At 41.4% G+C, this 20287-nt stretch carries 14 protein-coding genes; 1 reads left to right on the forward strand and 13 read right to left on the reverse strand.

The annotated features are described in order from the left end of the window. Positions 1–10: 10 nt before the first annotated feature. The 5 genes from BLQ18_RS15570 to BLQ18_RS15590 form a co-directional block, all read right to left on the reverse strand. On the reverse strand, positions 11–922 hold the full coding sequence (locus BLQ18_RS15570) for an alpha/beta hydrolase (RefSeq protein ID WP_090298849.1): 912 nt from the start codon (positions 920–922) through the stop codon (positions 11–13). 22 nt (positions 923–944) lie between these two features. After that, positions 945–3275 carry a glycoside hydrolase family 3 N-terminal domain-containing protein gene (locus tag BLQ18_RS15575; protein ID WP_090298852.1) on the reverse strand — a complete coding sequence of 777 codons (2331 nt, stop codon included), beginning with the start codon at positions 3273–3275 and terminating at the stop codon, positions 945–947. A gap of 37 nt (positions 3276–3312) precedes the next feature. Then, positions 3313–6648, reverse strand: coding sequence for a glycosyl hydrolase (locus BLQ18_RS15580; protein ID WP_090298855.1), 3336 nt, complete (start codon positions 6646–6648; stop codon positions 3313–3315). A 129-nt stretch (positions 6649–6777) separates the two neighbouring features. Further along, positions 6778–8271, reverse strand: a complete 1494-nt coding sequence (locus tag BLQ18_RS15585; RefSeq protein ID WP_090298863.1) for a RagB/SusD family nutrient uptake outer membrane protein — start codon at positions 8269–8271, stop codon at positions 6778–6780. A 10-nt stretch (positions 8272–8281) separates the two neighbouring features. Beyond that, the gene (locus BLQ18_RS15590) at positions 8282–11380 is read right to left on the reverse strand and encodes a SusC/RagA family TonB-linked outer membrane protein (RefSeq protein WP_245668161.1); all 3099 of its coding nucleotides are present in this window, start codon (positions 11378–11380) and stop codon (positions 8282–8284) included. Positions 11381–11759: 379 nt separating this feature from the next. Here BLQ18_RS15590 and BLQ18_RS15595 point away from each other — a divergent pair, with 379 nt between their 5' ends. Further along, positions 11760–12935: an esterase gene (locus BLQ18_RS15595; protein ID WP_090298866.1), complete on the forward strand. Its 1176-nt coding sequence runs from the start codon at positions 11760–11762 to the stop codon at positions 12933–12935. Between the two features lie 76 nt (positions 12936–13011). Here BLQ18_RS15595 and BLQ18_RS15600 read toward each other — a convergent pair whose 3' ends face one another. The 8 genes from BLQ18_RS15600 to BLQ18_RS15635 form a co-directional block, all read right to left on the reverse strand. After that, positions 13012–14817: a glycoside hydrolase family 2 protein gene (locus BLQ18_RS15600; protein WP_090298869.1), complete on the reverse strand. Its 1806-nt coding sequence runs from the start codon at positions 14815–14817 to the stop codon at positions 13012–13014. Between the two features lie 147 nt (positions 14818–14964). Next, positions 14965–16008 carry an NAD(P)-dependent alcohol dehydrogenase gene (locus BLQ18_RS15605; protein ID WP_090298989.1) on the reverse strand — a complete coding sequence of 348 codons (1044 nt, stop codon included), beginning with the start codon at positions 16006–16008 and terminating at the stop codon, positions 14965–14967. A 37-nt stretch (positions 16009–16045) separates the two neighbouring features. Further along, entirely contained in the window at positions 16046–16960 is a 915-nt protein-coding gene (locus BLQ18_RS15610) for a DMT family transporter (protein ID WP_175443790.1), read from the reverse strand. Between the two features lie 4 nt (positions 16961–16964). Continuing rightward, positions 16965–17354, reverse strand: coding sequence for a DUF2255 family protein (locus tag BLQ18_RS15615; protein WP_245668162.1), 390 nt, complete (start codon positions 17352–17354; stop codon positions 16965–16967). Positions 17355–17465: 111 nt separating this feature from the next. Next, positions 17466–17693 carry a tautomerase family protein gene (locus BLQ18_RS15620; protein WP_090298877.1) on the reverse strand — a complete coding sequence of 76 codons (228 nt, stop codon included), beginning with the start codon at positions 17691–17693 and terminating at the stop codon, positions 17466–17468. 4 nt (positions 17694–17697) lie between these two features. Continuing rightward, complete coding sequence (locus tag BLQ18_RS15625; protein ID WP_090298880.1) at positions 17698–18096, reverse strand: (R)-mandelonitrile lyase; 399 nt, start codon at positions 18094–18096, stop codon at positions 17698–17700. Positions 18097–18210: 114 nt separating this feature from the next. Beyond that, positions 18211–19065, reverse strand: coding sequence for an aldo/keto reductase (locus BLQ18_RS15630; RefSeq protein ID WP_090298882.1), 855 nt, complete (start codon positions 19063–19065; stop codon positions 18211–18213). Positions 19066–19092: 27 nt separating this feature from the next. After that, positions 19093–20286: an NAD(P)-dependent alcohol dehydrogenase gene (locus tag BLQ18_RS15635; RefSeq protein ID WP_090298885.1), complete on the reverse strand. Its 1194-nt coding sequence runs from the start codon at positions 20284–20286 to the stop codon at positions 19093–19095. Between the last annotated feature and the right edge of the window lies 1 nt (position 20287).

Consider the following 20287-nt stretch of genomic DNA (forward strand, 5'->3'; position numbering starts at 1 on the left):
TTTGTCTGTTTTATATTTTGAATTCGATAAAATCATGTTGATCCAACCAAGCACCAAATGCATTGATCCATTGGTCAGACGGCAGTCCTTGTTTTCTCATGCCAAAACCGTGTCCCCCTTTTTCATACATATGAAGTTCCACTGGCTGCTTCGCAGTATTCCATTGCTGAAAAGCTTCAATACTCAGGGATTGAAACCCAAAAAAGTCATCCCCAGTTACAGCTATAAACATGGGCATGGGATTCTCTGGTAAGCTTGAAGTGTCTACTACTTGCAAAGCAGGATAAATAGGTGCTGCAAAATCTGGACGGTCAGCTGCAGAGGTGTATTCATAAGCTGCTGCCCCTGCAACGCTTCCGCCCGCCGAAAATCCAATAATTCCAATTTTGTTGGACTGTACGCCATAATCCGTAGCATTTTCTCGAACATATTTGATAGCTGCCAATCCATCTGCTTTAGACAATGTTACCAATGGCGTAATTAGCTTGTCCATTTCTGCACTGCCCATGGTACTTATTTTTTGTCTGAATTCCGCAACGGGGTCCCCCGATGTAGGCACCAATCTGTATTTTAACACAAAGGCGGCAATGCCATGCTCCACGCACCATTTGGCGACTTCGGTCCCTTCATTGTCGATGGCCAACATATGAAATCCTCCACCAGGAGCAATGACCATGGCGGTACCATTGGCTTTTTCCTTGGAAGGTAAATAGACCGTTAGGGTTGGTACCGAAACATTGGCTACAATATTTTCGTCACCATTCGGCGTAGCGATAATTTGCTCGGATTTTTCCCAAACCATATCGTCTGGCGCTGGAGTACTTTTTAACTCAATTATCTGTTGTGCGTTGCTAGTTGAAATGCCCAAAAAAGTGCACAACATTACAATGGATGTTATTTGAGTGAATCTATTTATTTTCATATTTTGTTGACCAAATATTTAATTAGCTTTCTGGCATTATACTTTCTGGATGAAGAACGTCGTTCACTTTTTCAACTTCTATTTCGGAAGGAACGGCAAACCCTTTTTCATCTTTTATATTCAAGATAGATGCTCCAATTTTTACGGTATAATCCCCAGCTTCAACCATCCATGCATTTTTATCCGCATCAAAAGAGGCTAAGTCTTTTCCATTTAAGGAAATGGTTATTGTTTGTGACTCCCCTGGCGCCAAAACTTTGGTCTTGGCAAATCCTTTTAGTTCCATTTTAGGTTTTTCCATGCTTTCCCCAGGTGCGGAAACATATAATTGCACAACTTCTTTTCCTGCAACATCACCTGTGTTGGTCACAGTAATGGTTGCTGAAATATTTTCTTGAAATTCAGTTTTATCCAAAGAGAAATCACTGTATCCGAAAGTTGTATAGGAAAGACCATATCCAAATGGATAGGCTACAGGCAAATCGTTGGATTGATAATAACGATACCCCACAAAAATGCCGTCGTTATATTCTGCTTCGGAAGGTTTACCCATGGAAATAGGGCCCATACGTACCTCTTCAGCACCTGGCACCTCAACTCCTGGAAAGTCGGTTGCGCTAAAATTGTCCTCGTATTTGATGCCAAAAGTCGTAGTTAATTTCCCTGAAGGATTTACTTTTCCTGTCAACACATCGGTCAAGGCATTTCCAGCTTCTTGACCACCTTGCCATGCCAATACCAAGGCATCCACTTTATCGCTCCAACTCGCCGTTTCCACCACATTTCCAATGTTCAAAAGCATTACCACTTTTTTACCTTGGGCATGATAGGTTTTGGAAACTTTATCGATCATATCCAATTCTGCATCTGTCAAGTAATAATCTCCTGGAGCTTGTCTGTCTTGAAATTCACCAGAATTTCTTCCCAACGTGACCAAAGCAATATCGGTTTTACTAGCAATATCCGTTACTTCGCTGGTTTGAAGTGGACGTTCGTTTATTGGAGGTAACAACGAAAAGAAAAATTCCTTTTCGGGAAGTTTTGCTTTTTCTTCAGCGATGAAAGCTTCATATACCTCTTGCAATGATGGTTCTACAGGAATTCCAGCATTGGATAAACCTTCGACTAATGAAACCACATAGGCTTCGTTTACATCACCACTTCCTGTACCACCAGCTACAAACTCATAGGAACCATTTCCAAAGGCTGCGATTTTTAAACCATCGGTTTGTAATGGAAGTACACCGTCATCATTCTTTAAAAGAATAGTACCCTCAGATGCGGCTCTTCTGGCCACTTCTGCATGTTGTTTAAGGTCTGGCTTATTGGAATAGGCGTAATCCTCGTTTACTGGTGAACGGTGAACAATATTGAGAATGCGTTTAACATTTTCATCCAATTGCTCCATACTCAGATTACCTTCTTCAACTGCCTTCATTATAGTTTCCCTATTAGCTTGACTACCTGGCATGATCAAATCATTTCCTGCTTTCATTTGTTCCACAGCATCGTCGCCTGCAAACCAATCGGTCACTACCAGTCCTTCAAATCCCCATTCATCACGAAGAATAGTCTCCAAAAGCTCCCTATTCTGGGAAGTATATTTTCCATTCAATTTGTTGTAGGAACTCATCACGGTCCACGGTTGTGATTCTTTTACCGCTATTTCAAAACCTCTCAGATAAATTTCCCGCAACGCTCGTTCTCCGACCACAGCATTAACCTGCATACGATTGGTTTCTTGGTTATTGGCAACAAAGTGCTTGATCGAGGTTCCCACACCATTGGATTCGATTCCATTGACCATGGCAGCTGCCATTTTACCCGTTACCAAAGGATCTTCGGAATAGTATTCAAAATTTCTACCTGCCAACGGGTTTCTATGGATGTTCATTCCAGGTGCCAATAAAATATCCACACCGTATTCCTTAACTTCCTCGCCCATTGCATTTCCTACTTCTTTCACCAATTCGGTATCCCATGAAGATGCCAATAAGGTGGCAATCGGGAATGCGGTTGCATAAAAAGTTTCATCCGTACCTTCACGGGTTGGGCTAATGCGCAGCCCTGCTGGTCCATCTGCCAAGGTCAAGGACGGAATTCCGAGATGTTTCACTGCAAAAGTGCTTCCTGCAGCGCCTTCTACTTTGTCTTTGGACTGGCCAATGGGGGCATCTCCCCCTGGCATGTTCATCCCATTCCCCACTACAATACTGGCCTTTTCTTCCAAGGTCATTTGCGACAGCCATTCTTCCACTTGTTGGGAATCCGTTTTGGCTGTTTCTTCTTCCTTTTTGGTGTTGCACGACAGTACTACCATCGCCAACGGAACTATTAATAATGACTTTTTCATGATTATAATGTATTTCGATAATCAATTTACGCCATACCTAATCTTGATGCAAGATTTTGACCTCACTTAACAAACCTGACGGTAAAAGTGGTTCCTCACCCCGATAAAAGGGCATGGTGGTATAGGTTATTTTTTCTTCAACATTGGGCTGGGCATCACCAATCAATCTGTTGGCCCAAACATTGGTTACTTTTATTTCTAGATTGTTTTTTCCTGTTTCAATTGCTTCAGAAACATCAACCACAAAAGGCATTTTCCAAAGTGTTCCCAAATCTTTGCCATTCAATGTGATTTCAGCCACATCCTTTACTTCTCCCAAATCCAAAACCATTTTGCCCGATGCTGGTATTTCACTTATTTCGAAAGTATTGGTATAGGTTGCTGTACCTGAGAAATATTTAATGCCCGAATCCTCATCTTCGGTCCATGATGTCAAAGTTTCAAAGGTTGCTGATGCTGGAGCTCCTCGGTTTTCTTGAAAATTGACTTGCCAAGGCCCTGAAACAGTCAACAATTCATTATGTTTTAAATCTGGAACCACGTGTTCTGTTTCGCTGGTCTCCTCTTCAAAGACTATGAAAAATGCTTCCCAAGGGGCAAAATCAACAGGTATGATGGTTCTGCCATCTTCTACCCTCCATGAAATATCGAGCACTTCACCTGTTTGTGGGTGCCAAACTTTTGGTGCCTTTCCAGTAATCCTAAAACTAAGCTGTGCCGCATTGTTTTCTTCGCTACGGCTGTCCACCCAATACATATCCAAATTGCCCAAATTGCGATGGACAAATAGTACTTCCTGTTGGGATTTTTCAACTTTCATATCTGGAACAATACCCATTCCATTTAAAACCTCAGCAGGCCTTCCATCCTTTACATTTTCACTGGACCAAAGTTGGTCTACCAAAGCCTTGAATTCTTCAGGGTCGTCTGCCAAGCTTGGTGACCTTTCTGGTTTGGTTCCCGTAACTTTTGCACCAGCCTGAACCAATTCATTTAATTTTTTAAGGGTTGAAAGGGTCATTTCTTTGGCACTTTTATGCAAAACCAAAAGTTGATACGAAGTTCCTCCTTGAGAAACCAATTTCCCATCTTCAACTGAAAAGGCATCTTTTAAGGCAGAAGCATTTACAAAATCGTAGGAATACCCAGGAATGTTCGGTAATTCATCCCGAAACTCCCAAGTTAGGTTTGAATTTTCACCATAATAAACCAATGCATCTGCTACTGCAGTACCTTGTTGCAACATATAGCAGCTACGAGCCAAATAAGTAATCCAAGCCTTTGCTCCTGCTCCAGACCAAGTTTCTTGTCGTGTGAAATACTGACCAAATGGCCCCAAGGAGAATCCTGGCATTTTATCGTCCAATGGTTGATGTACCGAAGTATGGATTACAAATCGGTTTAAGCCAGAGGCCATTTCAAGATCGGCCGTGCGCTTCAATTTTTCTGGGGTATGTACAAATGATTTGCCAATGGAAGTCATGGATTCCGCTGCCACATAGGGTTGCCCATAAATATGGGCCACAGATGCTGATTCCCTGATATCTGCTTCGCTGCGCACTTCCTCATCATTTCCACCACCAAAACTGCCTGGTGTCCACATGGCACTCATTGGAATATCTGATTTGCGTTTTACGTCCATTCCATCTGCCAAGAAGATTCGCCTTCCTTCATGCGATTCGGTGTAGCGTTTCATGCCCCTTTTGTGCAATTCTTCGCCTATGATTTCATAGTGGTTTTCCACGATCATTTCGCCAATCGTTTTACGGAAATCCCATAGAAATGCTTCGCTTTCATCAACACTATTTACCACACGACCAGTTAGTACAGGCAACCATTTTAAAATAGAATAACCTCTTCTTGCCTCAAATTCTTCGGGGAAGTCATGGGTCCAAGTCATTAAACCTGCTTCGTAGCTGTCTAAAATAATGGAACCCAACCCTGTTGTTCCCATTTGCCCGCCTGTGGCATCCTGATATAAATCTAAATAGTAATTAATGTATTTTCTAACGGCTTCTTCATCCAATTTATCCACCTCGAGACCAGTTGCTTCTGGTGAGGCAGGGTGATTTTGACGTCCCGTTGGAGAATATCCCATTCGAACGACAACCCATTCACCTTCGGGGGCATTCCAAGTTAGATTCCCCTCTGCATCCATTTGACCCGTTAGATCAATAACATTTTCAGAATCGGTAACCGTTGCGTTACTCGCCATAAAAGAAGGTGAATCTTCCCTCCATGGACTAAATCCAGCTTTATCTTCAAACTTGTCGATGCGGTCACTGGTGTACAATTGAAATTCGGCGACTTCCACTCCTACAGGTTCTGCGGAAGCAGGTATTCCGATCATGGCTAAAAATGGGTTTATAGTGGGTGGCAATGTTTCCCAAGTCAATCTCCAATATTTTGCTGTTGCTGGTGCAAAACCCACTGTGTTTTGGGGTACCGTTGAACCAGGAACAATCAAAACGTCATTAAAATCAACTCCATTAGTGCTGTTTTGTAATATTCTATTGTTGGGATTTCCTTGAAATTCACTCATCGCGGCTGGGGATGCCCCAACGATGGACAAAGCCCTAAAACTTACTGGTTCATTGAACTCATATTGAATCCAAGCTTTTTCGCCTACTTTTTTAGGTGGTAAATAGGTGGATTGATGTAGATTCCCATCCGTTAATTGGTCCAATGAAAATTGTCCGCCCGAAGAAGTGACTTTAGGTTGAAGTTGTTGTAGTGTTTTTTCGTTTTCTGGTATTTTATATGCAAATACCCGAGCGTCGTTGTAATATTTTGGTTGTTCCCCAATAAACCCTCCCAGTACACCACCAGATTCGGTTGGTACATCCTGAAAGTTTCCAATATTATCGGCGGGTCGGGATAGTTCCCCGTTAAAGGTTTGTCCGCCTTGGACCCGTGTTTCGGTCCAAACATATTTTTTCATGCCATCTTCCACAGGAACCCATGGGCCTCCTGTTTCGCTCCACCCTGGAGATCCTGCGATGGTCATTTCCATGCCTTTTTCTATGGCAAGGTCTGTGGTAAGTTTAAAGGCCTCTTTCCAGTCGGAGGTCATGAACACAAGTTTCTTCTCCGTGACCTCTGGTGTTGCCAAACCTGCATCGAAATTGTGGAACCCACCAATACCCGTGCGTTCCATCCATTCCAAATCTTTTTTAATTCCTTCTTGGGTAACGTTTCCGTTCATCCAATGCCACCAAACTCTCGGTTTTGCTTCATTCGGGGGATTTTCAAAGCCTTCTTGTAAGGCTGCTACATCTATCTGCTCTTGTGCTGGTTCTGAGTTACATCCCAAAATCACTACGGACGTCAACAGAAACAGAAATACTTTATTTAAAATGGTTTGTGTTTTCATATTAAGGGGTCCCTAGGATTTGTGTTTGTTCAATTAAAAGGGTAAGTATCTAAAAAACACTTTCCCGGTATTGCACGCATACCGGGAAAGATGAATCAAAACTAACTCGAAACTCAAACTTTGGGCATTTTAAAAGTTAGGGTTCAACAATGCCTCACCAGCAGGCAATGGGAAGAGTTCGTAAATGTTTGTAAATGCCGCTGCGGGTGGTCCAAATCCTTCTGGGAAATAATAATCCGTAGGATTTGCTTTTACTCGATCCCCAAAAGCGCTCATTACTGCCTGCGCAGTACCTGTACGAACCAAATCTAACCATCGCTTATTTTCAAATGCCAATTCAACTCTACGCTCATCCATAATGGCTTGTCGCATAGTTGCTTGGTCCACTCCTGTAATTCCTGGAAGTCCAGCACGTGTGCGCACCGCATTAATATATTGCTCTGCATCACCTGGTCTACCCTGTTCGTTCACCGCCTCAGCCATGAACAACAATGCTTCTGCATAACGGTACACTGGCCAGTTAACCCCTGTAATACCAGGAGTTGAATGTGGTGTCCAGAATTTTTTGATATATGGGTAATAGGTTCCATCAGTATCAATACTATCAATGGAAACTGTTTCTCTTAAATCACCATCTTCATAGCTTTCCAATAAATCTGGAGTTGGAATGTTAAAACCTTGTTGGTTTGATGCTTGTGAATTTGGTACTCCTGTAATCTGGGCTACCTGCTCTGCAGTTACCGGCTCAGGCATCCAATTATAAGGGAATGTACTGGCAAATCCTTCGGTTCCTTCCAAGAATTGGACTTCGAAAATAGATTCAACGCTATTCTTGTTGTTCAAATCAAAAACATTAGCGTAATCACCTAATAGATCGTACTCTCCTGAACCTACCAAACTTGTTAACGTTGATTCTGCACTGGCCCAGTTTTCCTGAACCATGTACACATTGGCCAGCAACATTTGGGCAGAACCACGTGTTGCTCTTCCCGCTTCTTGTGCTGACTTTACAGGTAACAAGCTAATTGCTTCACCAACATCATTCATTATTTGGGTATAAACTTCAGTTGCCGGCGTAAGTGGTAAAGCTGCATCTTCACGACCTGTTGTTGGTACCAAATGCAAAGGAACATCACCGTAAAATTGCACCAAATCAAAATATGCTAATGCTCTCAGATATAAGGCTTGACCTTTGACGTTATCCTTTACAGCATTGTCATCGAACTCAACTTCGTCTATCAAGGCCAAAATTTGATTGGCTCGGGCAATGATCAAATAATTGTTGGTGTATTTAATACTGATTGTTCCATTACCATCGTTTACATAAAAATCTGCAATGGATTCACCATCTTGTACCGCCCTATAGTTTGGGTTGTATTTGTAGTAGGTGTTATCTGAGGTTAGCTCACCCATGCCCCAAGCACCTTGACTATTTCCTCCTGTATTATATAGATCACGCAAGGGGCCATAAGTGGCATTTATGGCTTGCTCAAAATCGCTTTGCGTTTGAAAGAATATCGTTTGACTCAACGAATCCTCGGGCGGGAGCTGCAAAAAGTCCTCGGAACATGAGGTAAATGTCCCCGCCGCTATTAGTGTTATTATTCCTATTATTTTTCTCATGACAATATTTTTAGAATGAAAGATTGAAGCCTAAAGTGTATGTTCTCGGAACAGGATATGCACCCCAATCATAACCCAACGCCAATGCATTTGATTGCTGTCCTTGGGTTGTAGTACTAATCTCTGGGTTAACCCCTCTATAACCGGTTAAGACAAATGCTTGCTGAACTGAAGCATAAAGTCTTGCCTTTTTTAAGAAGGATGTTTCCTTCACAGGGAAGCTATACCCTAAAGAAATGTTCTTAACGGTCAAATAACTACCATCTTCAATAAATCTTGAACTGAACCAGTCTCTTTCCATGAAAGTAGCTCCAGTAGTTTTACCATATCGTCCACTACCAGGATTTTCTGGAGATCTCCAACGGTCTTTTACATCTCTCAATACGTTGAACACCCCATCCAAGTTGGTTGTACCCTGATCGTTTGTTACCGCAATATCGTTTCCAACAGAACCAGAGATTACAACACTCGCATCCCAATTTCCAAACCTAAAATCGTTTGTCAGACCAAAGATGTAATCAGGAAATGGATTACCTATTACGGTTCTATCATCATTTTCATTACCATAAGTAATCACACCATCACCGTTCACATCCTGGAATTTTATGGTACCTACTTGAGATTCAACAGCTTTTGGTGAGCTATCAAATTCTTGTTGGTTGTCATACACTCCATCGTGAATCAATCCCCAGAACTGGCCTAAAGGCTCGCCTGGACGGGTAATAGCAGCATAACCACCACCTGCAAAAATTCTATCAACACCTTCAGCTAAGGAAACTACCTTGTTCCGGTTAAAAGCAATGTTGAAGTTGGTATTCCAGGTAAAGTTCTCCTTGGCAATGTTTCTACTTACTATCGCAAATTCATGTCCCCAGAATTCAAGTTCACCCACGTTATCATTAAAGTTGGTAAAACCTGATTCTTGAGGAATGTTTACGTTAAACAATAAATCGGTTGTGTTCTTTTTGTAGTAATCATAAATGAACTCTACACGGTCATCGAAGAATCTTAAATCAAGACCAAGGTCAATTTGTTTGGTTTTTTCCCAGCCCAAGTTGGAGTTACCCAAGGTGGTTACCGCAGCACCACTCGATATGGAGTTTCCGAAAACAGCGTTCAAAGAGTTGTCTACTAAAGCGTACTGAGTATAATTACCAATATTGTTGTTACCAATAATACCATAACTGGCTCTTACTTTACCAAAAGTCAACCAATCCGTGTTTTCCAAGAAAGACTCATCGGAGAATACCCAACCTGCAGATACAGATGGGAAATTACCCCAACGATTGTTAGATCCAAATCGTGAAGAACCATCACGTCTCAAAGCAAAAGTCACCAAATATTTTCCTTTGTAATCGTAGTTCAATCTTGAGAAGAAGGAAGTTAAACTCCACTCGTTAATGTTGTTGAACGATCTTGTACGATCAATGTTTAGTGCAGATTGAATAGTTCTTACCCTATCATCTGGGAAATTGGAAAGAAACAACTGAGAATTATCTGCTTCATATTTCTGGAAAGACATACCACCCAGCAATTCGAAATTATGATCCCCAAATGATTTGGCATAGGTTACAGTGTTCTCGTTCAACCAGCTTAAATATTTGCTTTCTCTTCTGATGGAAGTAGGAATTGCTGGAGGCAATGCCGCAAATGTTGTTGATGATGTTGACGGACTAAAATTGAAGAAAGATGAATTCCCGAAATCTCCATTAATGGAAGTTTTTAAGCGCAAACCTTCGATAGGTTGATATTCCAAGAAAACATTACCCAATACTCTGAGCGATTTGGTCTCATTGGTGATTTCCTTTGCCGCGCGATACCAGTTTGGTGTTGGAAACGCACTGATACCTGGAATCCAAGCCGTCAAGGGTAAAGAACCATCCTCATTTTGATAAGGAAGGATTGGCCAGGTTTGCATTGCATTGGTCACCAATCCACCAGGAATACCTGCATTAACGTTTGTTGCGTAAAAAGCACCATCGGAACTCGGCAAGTTATCGATTGAGTACGTTGGTGCAACAGAAACTCCCAAGTTCAATTGATCATTCAATTTAAAGGAAGAATTAGCTCTTAAAGAGTACCTTTTAAAGTCTGAATTAACCATTACCCCTTCTTGATTGAACACCCCTGCCACGATAGCAACTGAAGAACGCTCTCCTCTTGCATTCCAGTTAATGTTCAAACTTTGGATTGGAGCGGTTCTAAACATGGCATCGTACCAGTTGTAACCTTCACCATACTGTTCTGGGTTTTGGAATGGCTCAGGAACTGGAAGTCCCAAATCTTCAAAAGATTCCTTTTTAAACTGGGCGAACTCAGTACCGTTCATTAAGTCAGGACGTCCTTTTTGTGGAACTGCCTGAACACCTCCATAATAACTGATGGAAAATCCTCCTTGTTCTGTTTTACCTGATTTGGTAGTGATCAAAACCACACCATTAGCAGCTCTAGAACCATAAAGAGAGGTAGACGCCGCATCCTTTAAAACAGAAATGCTTTCAATTTCATCAGGGTTAATAGAGCTGATGTCCCCAACAATTGGGAAACCATCCACCACATAAAGTGGATCACTGCCCGCCAAAATGGAAGCCTGACCACGAACTCTTACCTGAATTCCTTGTCCAGGTTTACCAGTTGTTTGATTGATCTGAACCCCTACCAATCTACCCTGAAGTTTTTGGGTAACCTGCGGTACAGGAATATCTGCAAGTTCCTCAGAATCAATCTGTTGAACAGCACCTGTAACCTTTCTACTGGTCTGGGTACCATAACCAACGATCACAACCTCATCCAATTGTTGGCTATCTATAGCCATACTAATATTGATTTGTGACCTTCCGTTTACTGAAATGTTTTGGGCAGCATAACCAACAGAAGAAAATGTCAATACTGCATTCGAATTGACCTCAATGGAATAATTTCCATCAAAATCCGCACTTGTACCGTTTGTCGTGCCTTGTTCAAGAACGGTAACCCCCGGCAAGGGCTGACCAGTTTCGGCATCACTAACAGTTCCCCTTACAGTAATCCTCTGTTGTGCATTGGCCGTAAAGCCACAGAGAACTGTGCAAAGAAGAACCATTAACCAAAGTGTTTGTTTAGTCTTCATAGTTTGTTTTAGTTAATTAATAATCAAAATCGAATTGATATAAATGGCAAAATCAGAATTCGAGCCCCTAATTATTGCCAAAAAGACAAATGTTCGATTACAATGTTAAGTTAATGTTAGAGTGGAACTATTCTGTTCTGTACTGTTCTGTTCCATTCCGTAAAAAGATTATATCCGTAAAACAGGTAGGCAATTCAGTAATATGGGTAGATGATTAATCTCATACTTCACGACATTAGCAGTAATATCCATTTACTTTTAACGAAAACGTTGGAAATAATGAGATACAGTTAGGTTCACGGCTTTACCTAACCTTATTCCGTAAAACATTACTTAAATAACCCTCAGTTTGAGGTAAAAACTTAAAAACACCATACACATGAAAAATGCACTGATGATCTTGGGATTGGGCCTTATGGCATTTACATCCTATGCACAGCAAGATCTTTTTAATGAACCTTCATTAGTTTCTCCTGAAATCAACCCTGACAAAACCGTAACCTTTCGAATTAAGGCACCATTGGCACAATCCGTAAGTGTATCAGGTAGTTTGGATGGTGACAATGCCTTTGCCCCCATTACCTATCAAATGGAAAAAGGCGAAGGAGGTCTTTGGACTTATACAACCCCTTTGCTGCCTTCGGAACTTTATCGCTACAATTTCTCTGTGGATAGTGTTCGTACATTGGACCCATCCAACTCCTACGCGATTCGAGATGTGAGCAACCTTTCCAATATTTTCTTGGTTGAAGGTGGTAAGGCCGATATGTACAAGGTACAAGATGTGCCCCATGGTACTGTGGCCTATCGATGGTACGATTCTCCTGGAAATGATAAAAAACGTAGAATGGCTGTCTATACGCCTAACGGATATGAAAATAGTACAGAAGATTATCCAGTACTTTACTTATTGCATGGTGTGGGAGGTGATGAAGAAGCCTGGTTGGGTTCTGGTAGAGCGGCTCAAATAATGGACAACTTAATTGCGCAAGGAAAAGCAGAACCTATGATCGTGGTGATGACCAATGGAAATGTATTTCAACAAGCGTCACCTGGGAATGGTAGTAGAGGATTCCCTAAAATCACTTTTATGTTACCCAATACCATGGATGGTAAGTTCGAGGAAACCTTTGGCGATGTGATGACTTTCATCAAAAATAACTATCGAACTAAAGATTCTAAAGCAGGTCGTGCGATTGCAGGACTGTCCATGGGTGGATTTCATACGGCCAATATTGCATTGAACTATCCTGATACTTTTGATTATATCGGACTTTTCTCTTCTGCTTTAGGTGTTCGCATGGGAAATGTAACCTCAACCATGTATGAAAACCAAGATGAAAAACTAAAACAACAAATGGACAACGGTTACAAATTGTACTGGATGGCCATTGGGGAAGATGACATGGATATGATCCTTAAAGGAAATCAGGATTTTAGAACCAAAATGGACAACTTGGGCATGAAATACGAATTTGTGGGAACCAAAGGTGGACATACTTGGAACAACTGGAGAGACTATTTAACCATATTCGCCCAACGACTTTTCAAATAATAACTAACTCAACTTTGAATAAAAAAATGGCAATTTTTCAATTGCCATTTTTTGTTTTCGACCACTTTAAAAGTGGTTATTTCTTCTTGTAATAATCCTGTAGCACAAAAAAGGCTTTCTTCTTCTGGCCTTTTTCTGAAATGAGCCCCTTTCGGTTCCAACCATCCTGTACATCGGGTAATTGGCGTAATGGTGACATAAAATCCACAAGTATCCAAGGAGCCATTCCTGAAAGTCCGTCAATTTTATCGAACATGGCTAAACTCTCTTTGTATAGGTGCTCTTGAAATTCCTCACTCCATCTGGTTTGCTTATCCGCATAATAACCCTGCAAGGCTCCACCCCCAAATTCACTCACGATTACAGGTTTTTCAAAACCAAATTCAAATGATTTACCACGAGTCTCCTCGGGGGCTCCACCATACCATCCCAAATATTCGTTTAAACTGATGATGTCCAGTTTTTCAATCAAAGGGTCATTGTAGGTGTACACACTATCGGGGTGCCCATCCAATTCTTGGTCCTTTTTGATTGCTGCGGATAACAATCGGGTATCATCCATGGATCTTATATAATCGGCCAATTCTCCCAAAAAGGCATTTCGGTCTGGAATAGATGCCGTTTCGTTGGCAATGGACCAAATAATGGTGCTCGCGCGGTTATAATCGCGGTTGATCATTTCGGCATACTGTTTCTTGGCTTTTTCCAATACTTCTGGGTTATCCCATTGAATTCCCCAATACAAAGGCAATTCTTCCCAAAGTAGAATCCCCAACTTATCAGCCAACCTCACAATTTTTTCTTGATGCGGGTAATGTGCCAATCTTAAAAAGTTACAGCCCAATTCTTGCGCCCATCCCAAAACCAACTCAGCATCTTCAATAGAGTTTGCGCGGTCTTTTCGAAGTGGGTTTTCATCGTGCAAGCAGATACCTTTTAAAAATATAGGTTCACCGTTCAATACAATTTGTTTTCCAATCGCTTCAATGGTTCTAAAACCAATTTGATCACCGATGGTGTCATTACCTGCCACTAAAGTGACTTCGTATAGTTTAGGATTTTTCGGCGACCATAATTCCAAACCTTTTGTGTTGATAGAAAATTCTGTTGGACCATCTGCATTTACCTCGAACTCCTGATTCAATTTTAGTTCAGGAATAAGAATTCGAGCAGTTTTGGGTCTATTTTCACCAACGAGCTCCAATTTGCCTTGGATTGTTTTGCTGCGCTGCTTTAGTGTTGATTTATCTAGCGAAAGAAAATAATTATTGATAAAGGTTGAAGGCACCTCAATCAACTTAACATCGCGGGTGATTCCCCCATGATTAAACCAATCCGAAACTTTTGATGGAATATTATCTGCAGCACGGGCATTGTCCACCCCAACAATTAAAAAGTTGTCCTTCTCTTTTAATAAATCCGTTACCTCGAAAGAAAATGGGGTAAATCCACCTTCATGATGACCTAGAATTTCGCCATTAAAAGAAACCGTGGTTTTATAGTTTGCAGCCCCTATATGCACAAAGTAACGTTTGCCCTCAGTCCTATCTGGTTTATCAAATGTTTTTCGGTACCACACATTTCCTTCAAAATAGGTAAGCTCTGGATATTGAATGTTCCAGCTTCCAGGCACCCAAAGGTTCTTTCCATTATCAAAACCATATTCTACCCTATCGGATTTATCCTTGGGCTGGTAATTTTTATAAACGGGCATTCCACCCATTCCCCCAGTTTGAAAAGGATCTAAAACAAATTTCCATTTCCCATTTAAACTGGTGAAATTTCTATTCTCGGTATTGGAAATGAATACATCTTGACCAAAAATGGAAGTAGCCATCAAAAAGAGGCCAAACAAAACAAAGGTGGATTTGCGGTTTAGCATGTGCAATAGTTTGATTAATCAATTTAAAGTGTCAATATAACACTTTTAAATGAAACAAGTATACTTCAATTTTATTTCCCACAAAAAAACGGCACCTAGATAATCAGGGTGCCGTTCTAAATTGTTGAAATGGATATAGTTTGAATGCTAAGCTTTCATATCAATTACAAATCGGTATTTGATATCACCTTTTTCCAAACGTTCAAAACCTTCGTTGATTTGGTTTGGTGCAATGACTTCGATATCAGCGGTAATGTTGTGTTCTTTACAAAACTCCAACATCTCTTGCGTCTCGGCAATCCCTCCAATATTAGATCCTGCAAAACTTCTTCTGCCGTTCACCACGCTAAAGGCACCAATTTCCAAAGGCTCATTGGGCAATCCAACCAACACCATGCTACCATCCACAGCCAAACTATTTAAATACGGATTTACATCGTGCTTGGCGGAAACCGTATCCAAAATCATATCAAAACCAGATTGAGCTTTCATTTGTTCTGCATCTTTAGACAAAACGGAATGATCCGCTCCCAATCTTTTGGCATCTTCCACTTTGGATGGTGAGGTGGTGAATACGGTAACCTCTGCGCCCATCGCTTTGGCAATTTTAATGGCCATATGTCCAAGACCACCAATCCCTACAATACCTACTTTTTTTCCTGGACCTGCTTTCCAATGTTTTAATGGGGAATAGGTTGTAATCCCTGCACATAAAAGTGGTGCGGCAGCAGCTAAATCATCAAATTCGGGCATTTTTAACACGTAATCGGCATCCGCTACAATCTTCCCGGAAAAACCACCATAGGTTACCCCTCCAATATGTTTATCGGGTGCGTTGAAAACCAAGGTCCAACCCTCTTCACAGAATTGTTCCTCTCCATGGCTGCATTGGGTACAATGCCCGCAACTGTCCACAATACATCCGATGGCTGCTAGGTCACCTACTTTAAATTTGGTGACTTCGTCTCCAATTTTAGTTACTCGACCGACAATTTCATGTCCTGGTACGATAGGATAGGCCGTAGCTCCCCAATCGTTATGGACGGCATGCAAATCGGAATGGCAAATACCGCAATATAAAATTTCAATTTCCACATCGTTGGCCAATGTGTCTCTTCGTTTAATATCCATGGATTTAATCGGCGCTTCGGCCGATTCTGTTCCATAGGCTTTTGCTAAAGTTGTTTCCATAATTTCTCGCTTTTTATTTTTAAAATTTGATTTTTCTTTAAGCTGGGGCAACTTCCTTTCGCTTCTTATAAGTTACTAAATAAACCCCTAAAATCACCAAAAATGCCGCTAAAGGTTTGTCCCATGTCAATCTATCTTGACCTACTGCAATCGCGACCACTGAGGCAACTATCGGTTGTAGGTTCATAAAGATGCTTGCGGTACTTGCTTCCAACCGTTTTAGGGCATAGGGCATCAGAAAAAATGCCAAAGTCGTGGAGAATAATAGGGAGAACAGTAACAAAGAATAGGCCCAAACTGTTCCACTTTCGGAATAGATTTCTTGATGCTCCAATCCACCATTAAAAGTTAGTGGTAATGCCGCAATGGCCGAAACCAAAAACATCCATTTGGCAATGGTAATCGGGTTGTATTTCATGGAAATTTTGCGGGTCAAAGTCAGATACCCTGCATAGCAGAACACACACAAAATTGCCAACAAAATGCCCAATCCGTTATTGCTTCCAGTAGGTCCTCCACTCCCACTTAGATAGATGATCAATCCTGCTCCCGAAATACTTATGATGATGCCCAATATTTTCCGAGATGGTATCCCCTCTTTTAAAAAAATAGCGGATAATATCAACACCACTACGGGTGTCAAGGCCATCAGCAAAGAATAGATGACTGGGGTAGTGTATTCGAGGGCTTGTGAAAAGAGTAACTGCGTACCAATAAATCCCATGAGTCCACCTATGATCATGGTCCACATGTCCTTTTTATCCACCTTTTCAGACTTCAAAAAAAGACCTACCAACCAGAACAAAGCTGCACCAAAAAACATTCGGGTAATGGTGTAACCAATTGGCGACATCCAATGGTCCATGAGTTCTTTGGTCACTGGAGTGTTCAGTCCAAAAATTATATTGGCCGTTAATATGGCTACAAGCCCTTGTTGTCTTTCTTTCAACATGAATTTAGTTAAGTCCAAATACATTCATGGTTGCCGCTTTGGCCCTATCGCTGATCATGGATCCCAAATATGGACTAGAACTGTATTTATCACGGTAGGCTTGGTCTATTTTCTCATTCAAGGGTCCATCAACAGGTTCAAAGCGTACTTTTCGTTCCATTCCAGCAGCTTTAATTTTACCTTGTTTTTGCTTTAAGGCTGATTTGTACCACCTGGAGTTTACTCCGTTGTAGGCACGCACATAGAGGTTACCCTCTACCTCCACAGACCAAATCCAAGTTAAAGTTCCATAAGTTTCCCCATCTTCATGCAAAACGGAAATATGAAAATCATCGTTCTTTCCGATTTGTTCAATCTCTTCAGTTGTTAGGGTTTTTGATATTGTGCTCATCATTTTCTTCTTTTAAAAACTTTGGGCAATCGAGTTTCCCCGTTGCCCAAAGTCTAATTTTCTTTTTCAATTTTATTTTTGGCTTGTCTCCAAAGTATTTGCAACAAGTTAAATCTACATAGTATACCCTAGCTTTTTAACCAAGATTTCCTCGTTTGCCATAATTTTATTGGGGTATACTTCGTTTTTCCATTCCTCTGTACTGTACTCCTCAAGTGCAACGGAATAAGAATCGTCTCCCATACCCACAACTTTTTGGGCTGCCTTGATTACTTCGGCAACCAGCTCCTTTTTCTGCTCTTCGGATTTTCCCTCAAGCAGGTTAATTTGAAAATGTGGCATCTTCTTATTTTGAATATTGTTCGTCAGACACTTTTTCCATCCAAGTCACCACCTCACCATTTACTTCTTCTTGAACAGCGATATGACTCATGGCTTTATTGGCAGAAGCTCCATGCCAGTGTTTTTCGTTCGGTTCGAAATACACGATGTCCCCAGGACGAATTTCTTCAATGGGTCCACCTTCTTTTTGAATCCAACCCAATCCTGATTGCACGATTAAAGTTTGACCTGCTGGGTGCGTATGCCATGCGGTTCTTGCGCCAGGAGCAAAGGTTACCAAGGCTGCTGCCCCTTTGGTTACATTTTCAACATTTTGATACAATGGGTCTACAATCACATCTCCTGTGAACCAATCTTCAGGTCCTTTCATGGATGGGATTTCCCCGTTTTTAAAGATTTTCATATATGGTATTTTTTATTGTTCTTCTTCTCTAAAATTTTTAAAACAATTGATTATGAGAGCCACGAACCCTTTTCATCGGGCCCGCAGCATCCCATTCTACGCTTGACTTAGTTCCTAGGCAAATACAGGGAACTTACTGGCTTCGCCGTAATCCTTTATTTTTTCCATTTCTTGAAGTGTTTTCATATCACCATCCGAGATTTCAAAATCCAATTGGGCATTACCCTTCATATGATCTGGATTGGCAGTTTTTGGTATGGGAAGCAACCCCAACTGCAAATCGAAACGGATTGCCAATTGCGGAATGGATACGCCATATTTCTCGGCCATTTCAGCCACATCATCATTTTTGAACAATTCTCCGTGACCGATCGGGGAATAGGCTTCCACCAAAATATCATTGTCTTCACAGAATTTGATGGTCTTTTCGGGCACGTTGGAAATATGTGCCAATACTTGGTTCACAGCTGGTTTTACCGTACCATTATCCAAAATATTTTGAATATCTTCGATTTCGAAGTTGGACAATCCAATGGCTTTTAGCTTACCAGCTTCGTAGGCTTCTTCCAAAGCTTTCCATGCTGCTAAGTTTCCTTTAAAAAATCGTTCTTCTCCTTGAAAATCTTGCCATGGTTTTGGACTGTGGATGATCATTAAATCAATGTAATCCAATCCCATTACTTCCAATGATTTATCAATAGCAGCAACGGCTTCATCATAGGATTTTACTTCTGCAGCCAATTTGGTGGTCACGAACAATTCGCTTCTATTTACCCCACTCTCTTTGATGCCTTTACCTACGCCTTCTTCATTTTGATAGGCTTGGGCAGTATCAATATGTCTGTACCCAAGGTCTATGGCATCTTTTACGGCCTGCACCACGGCATCGTTATCGATGAACCAGGTACCCAGACCCAATTTTGGAATTTGAACTTTATTATTAAGTGTATATGTTTCTTGTACTATCATAGCGTGTTTTTATAGTTAATAATTTGATTAAAATGTAGCTGCGTCAATCACATAACGATAACGAGCTTCTTTGTTCACCACTTTTTCCCAAGCTTCATTGATTTGACTGGCATTGATGACTTCAATTTGAGGAACAACTCCGTTATCAGCGCAGAAATGCACCACTTCTTGGGTTTCGGGAATACCTCCAATCAACGAACTGTTGTAGTTGACCCTGTTGAACATCATATTAAAATTGTTCACGGTGTATTCACCTCCAACGGGCACCCCAACTTGGGTAAAGAATCCGTTCGGCTTTACACAATCCATGTAAGATGACATTTCGTAAGCATACGGTATGGTGGAAATCATATAATCCATCTGCCCTCTGTAGGCTTGAAGTTTATCCAAGGAATCCACAACAATAGCTTCTTTGGCTCCCCAAGACAAAATATCCTTTGCCTTATCTGCGGATGTAGTGAAGCCGTACACCTCAGCACCTTTGGCCACTGCCAATTTAATGGCCATGTGACCCAATCCACCGATACCAGCAACTCCTACTTTATCCCCAATTTTAAAATTGGCTTTCATCAATGGGGAATAGGTGGTGATTCCTGCACAAAGCAATGGTGCGGCTTCTTCAAAACTGATATGTTCTGGGATATGTACTGCAAAGTGATCACGTACCACAATTTTATTGGAATACCCTCCTTGAGAAATTCCCGTAGGTTCTGCTTCGGTAGGATAACCGTAGGTGAACAAGGTCTCTCCCCTTTCGCAATAATGTTCTTCGCCGTGGGTACAGTTATCGCATTCCATGCAGCTATCCACCATACAACCAACCCCCGCGCGGTCACCCACTTTAAATTTGGTCACGTTTTTACCCACAGCGGCTACAACCCCTACAATTTCGTGCCCAGGAACCTGCGGATATTGTTGTGGTCCCCAGTGGCCCTTTTCTTGGTGAATGTCGGAGTGACAAATACTGGCAAATTTTACATCGATTAATATGTCGTCGTCGCCCACGGGTCTACGCTCAAATTCGAATGGGCTCAATTTTCCCGAATCATCTGTTGCTGCGTATCCTTTGGTTTTAATATTCTGGTCCATGTTTATTGTATTATTGTTTGTGTCTTGTGAAAATAGCTGCATTGGATTCACCAATGTAACGCCTGCCCCAACCATAGCTGATTTTTGCAGGAACTCGCGTCTGGATTTGTTGTTTTTGTTGTTAGCTTTCATG

The organism is Flagellimonas zhangzhouensis (assembly GCF_900102925.1).
Lineage (GTDB): Bacteria > Bacteroidota > Bacteroidia > Flavobacteriales > Flavobacteriaceae > Flagellimonas > Flagellimonas zhangzhouensis.

Bases quoted from the DNA above. Each gene is read 5' to 3' on its own strand.
- BLQ18_RS15570 (WP_090298849.1), bottom strand. From the start codon at position 922: ATGAAAATAAATAGATTCACTCAAATAACATCCATTGTAATGTTGTGC.
- BLQ18_RS15575 (WP_090298852.1), bottom strand. From the start codon at position 3,275: ATGAAAAAGTCATTATTAATAGTTCCGTTGGCGATGGTAGTACTGTCG.
- BLQ18_RS15580 (WP_090298855.1), bottom strand. From the start codon at position 6,648: ATGAAAACACAAACCATTTTAAATAAAGTATTTCTGTTTCTGTTGACG.
- BLQ18_RS15585 (WP_090298863.1), bottom strand. From the start codon at position 8,271: ATGAGAAAAATAATAGGAATAATAACACTAATAGCGGCGGGGACATTT.
- BLQ18_RS15590 (WP_245668161.1), bottom strand. From the start codon at position 11,380: ATGAAGACTAAACAAACACTTTGGTTAATGGTTCTTCTTTGCACAGTT.
- BLQ18_RS15595 (WP_090298866.1), top strand. From the start codon at position 11,760: ATGAAAAATGCACTGATGATCTTGGGATTGGGCCTTATGGCATTTACA.
- BLQ18_RS15600 (WP_090298869.1), bottom strand. From the start codon at position 14,817: ATGCTAAACCGCAAATCCACCTTTGTTTTGTTTGGCCTCTTTTTGATG.
- BLQ18_RS15605 (WP_090298989.1), bottom strand. From the start codon at position 16,008: ATGGAAACAACTTTAGCAAAAGCCTATGGAACAGAATCGGCCGAAGCG.
- BLQ18_RS15610 (WP_175443790.1), bottom strand. From the start codon at position 16,960: ATGTTGAAAGAAAGACAACAAGGGCTTGTAGCCATATTAACGGCCAAT.
- BLQ18_RS15615 (WP_245668162.1), bottom strand. From the start codon at position 17,354: ATGATGAGCACAATATCAAAAACCCTAACAACTGAAGAGATTGAACAA.
- BLQ18_RS15620 (WP_090298877.1), bottom strand. From the start codon at position 17,693: ATGCCACATTTTCAAATTAACCTGCTTGAGGGAAAATCCGAAGAGCAG.
- BLQ18_RS15625 (WP_090298880.1), bottom strand. From the start codon at position 18,096: ATGAAAATCTTTAAAAACGGGGAAATCCCATCCATGAAAGGACCTGAA.
- BLQ18_RS15630 (WP_090298882.1), bottom strand. From the start codon at position 19,065: ATGATAGTACAAGAAACATATACACTTAATAATAAAGTTCAAATTCCA.
- BLQ18_RS15635 (WP_090298885.1), bottom strand. From the start codon at position 20,286: ATGAAAGCTAACAACAAAAACAACAAATCCAGACGCGAGTTCCTGCAA.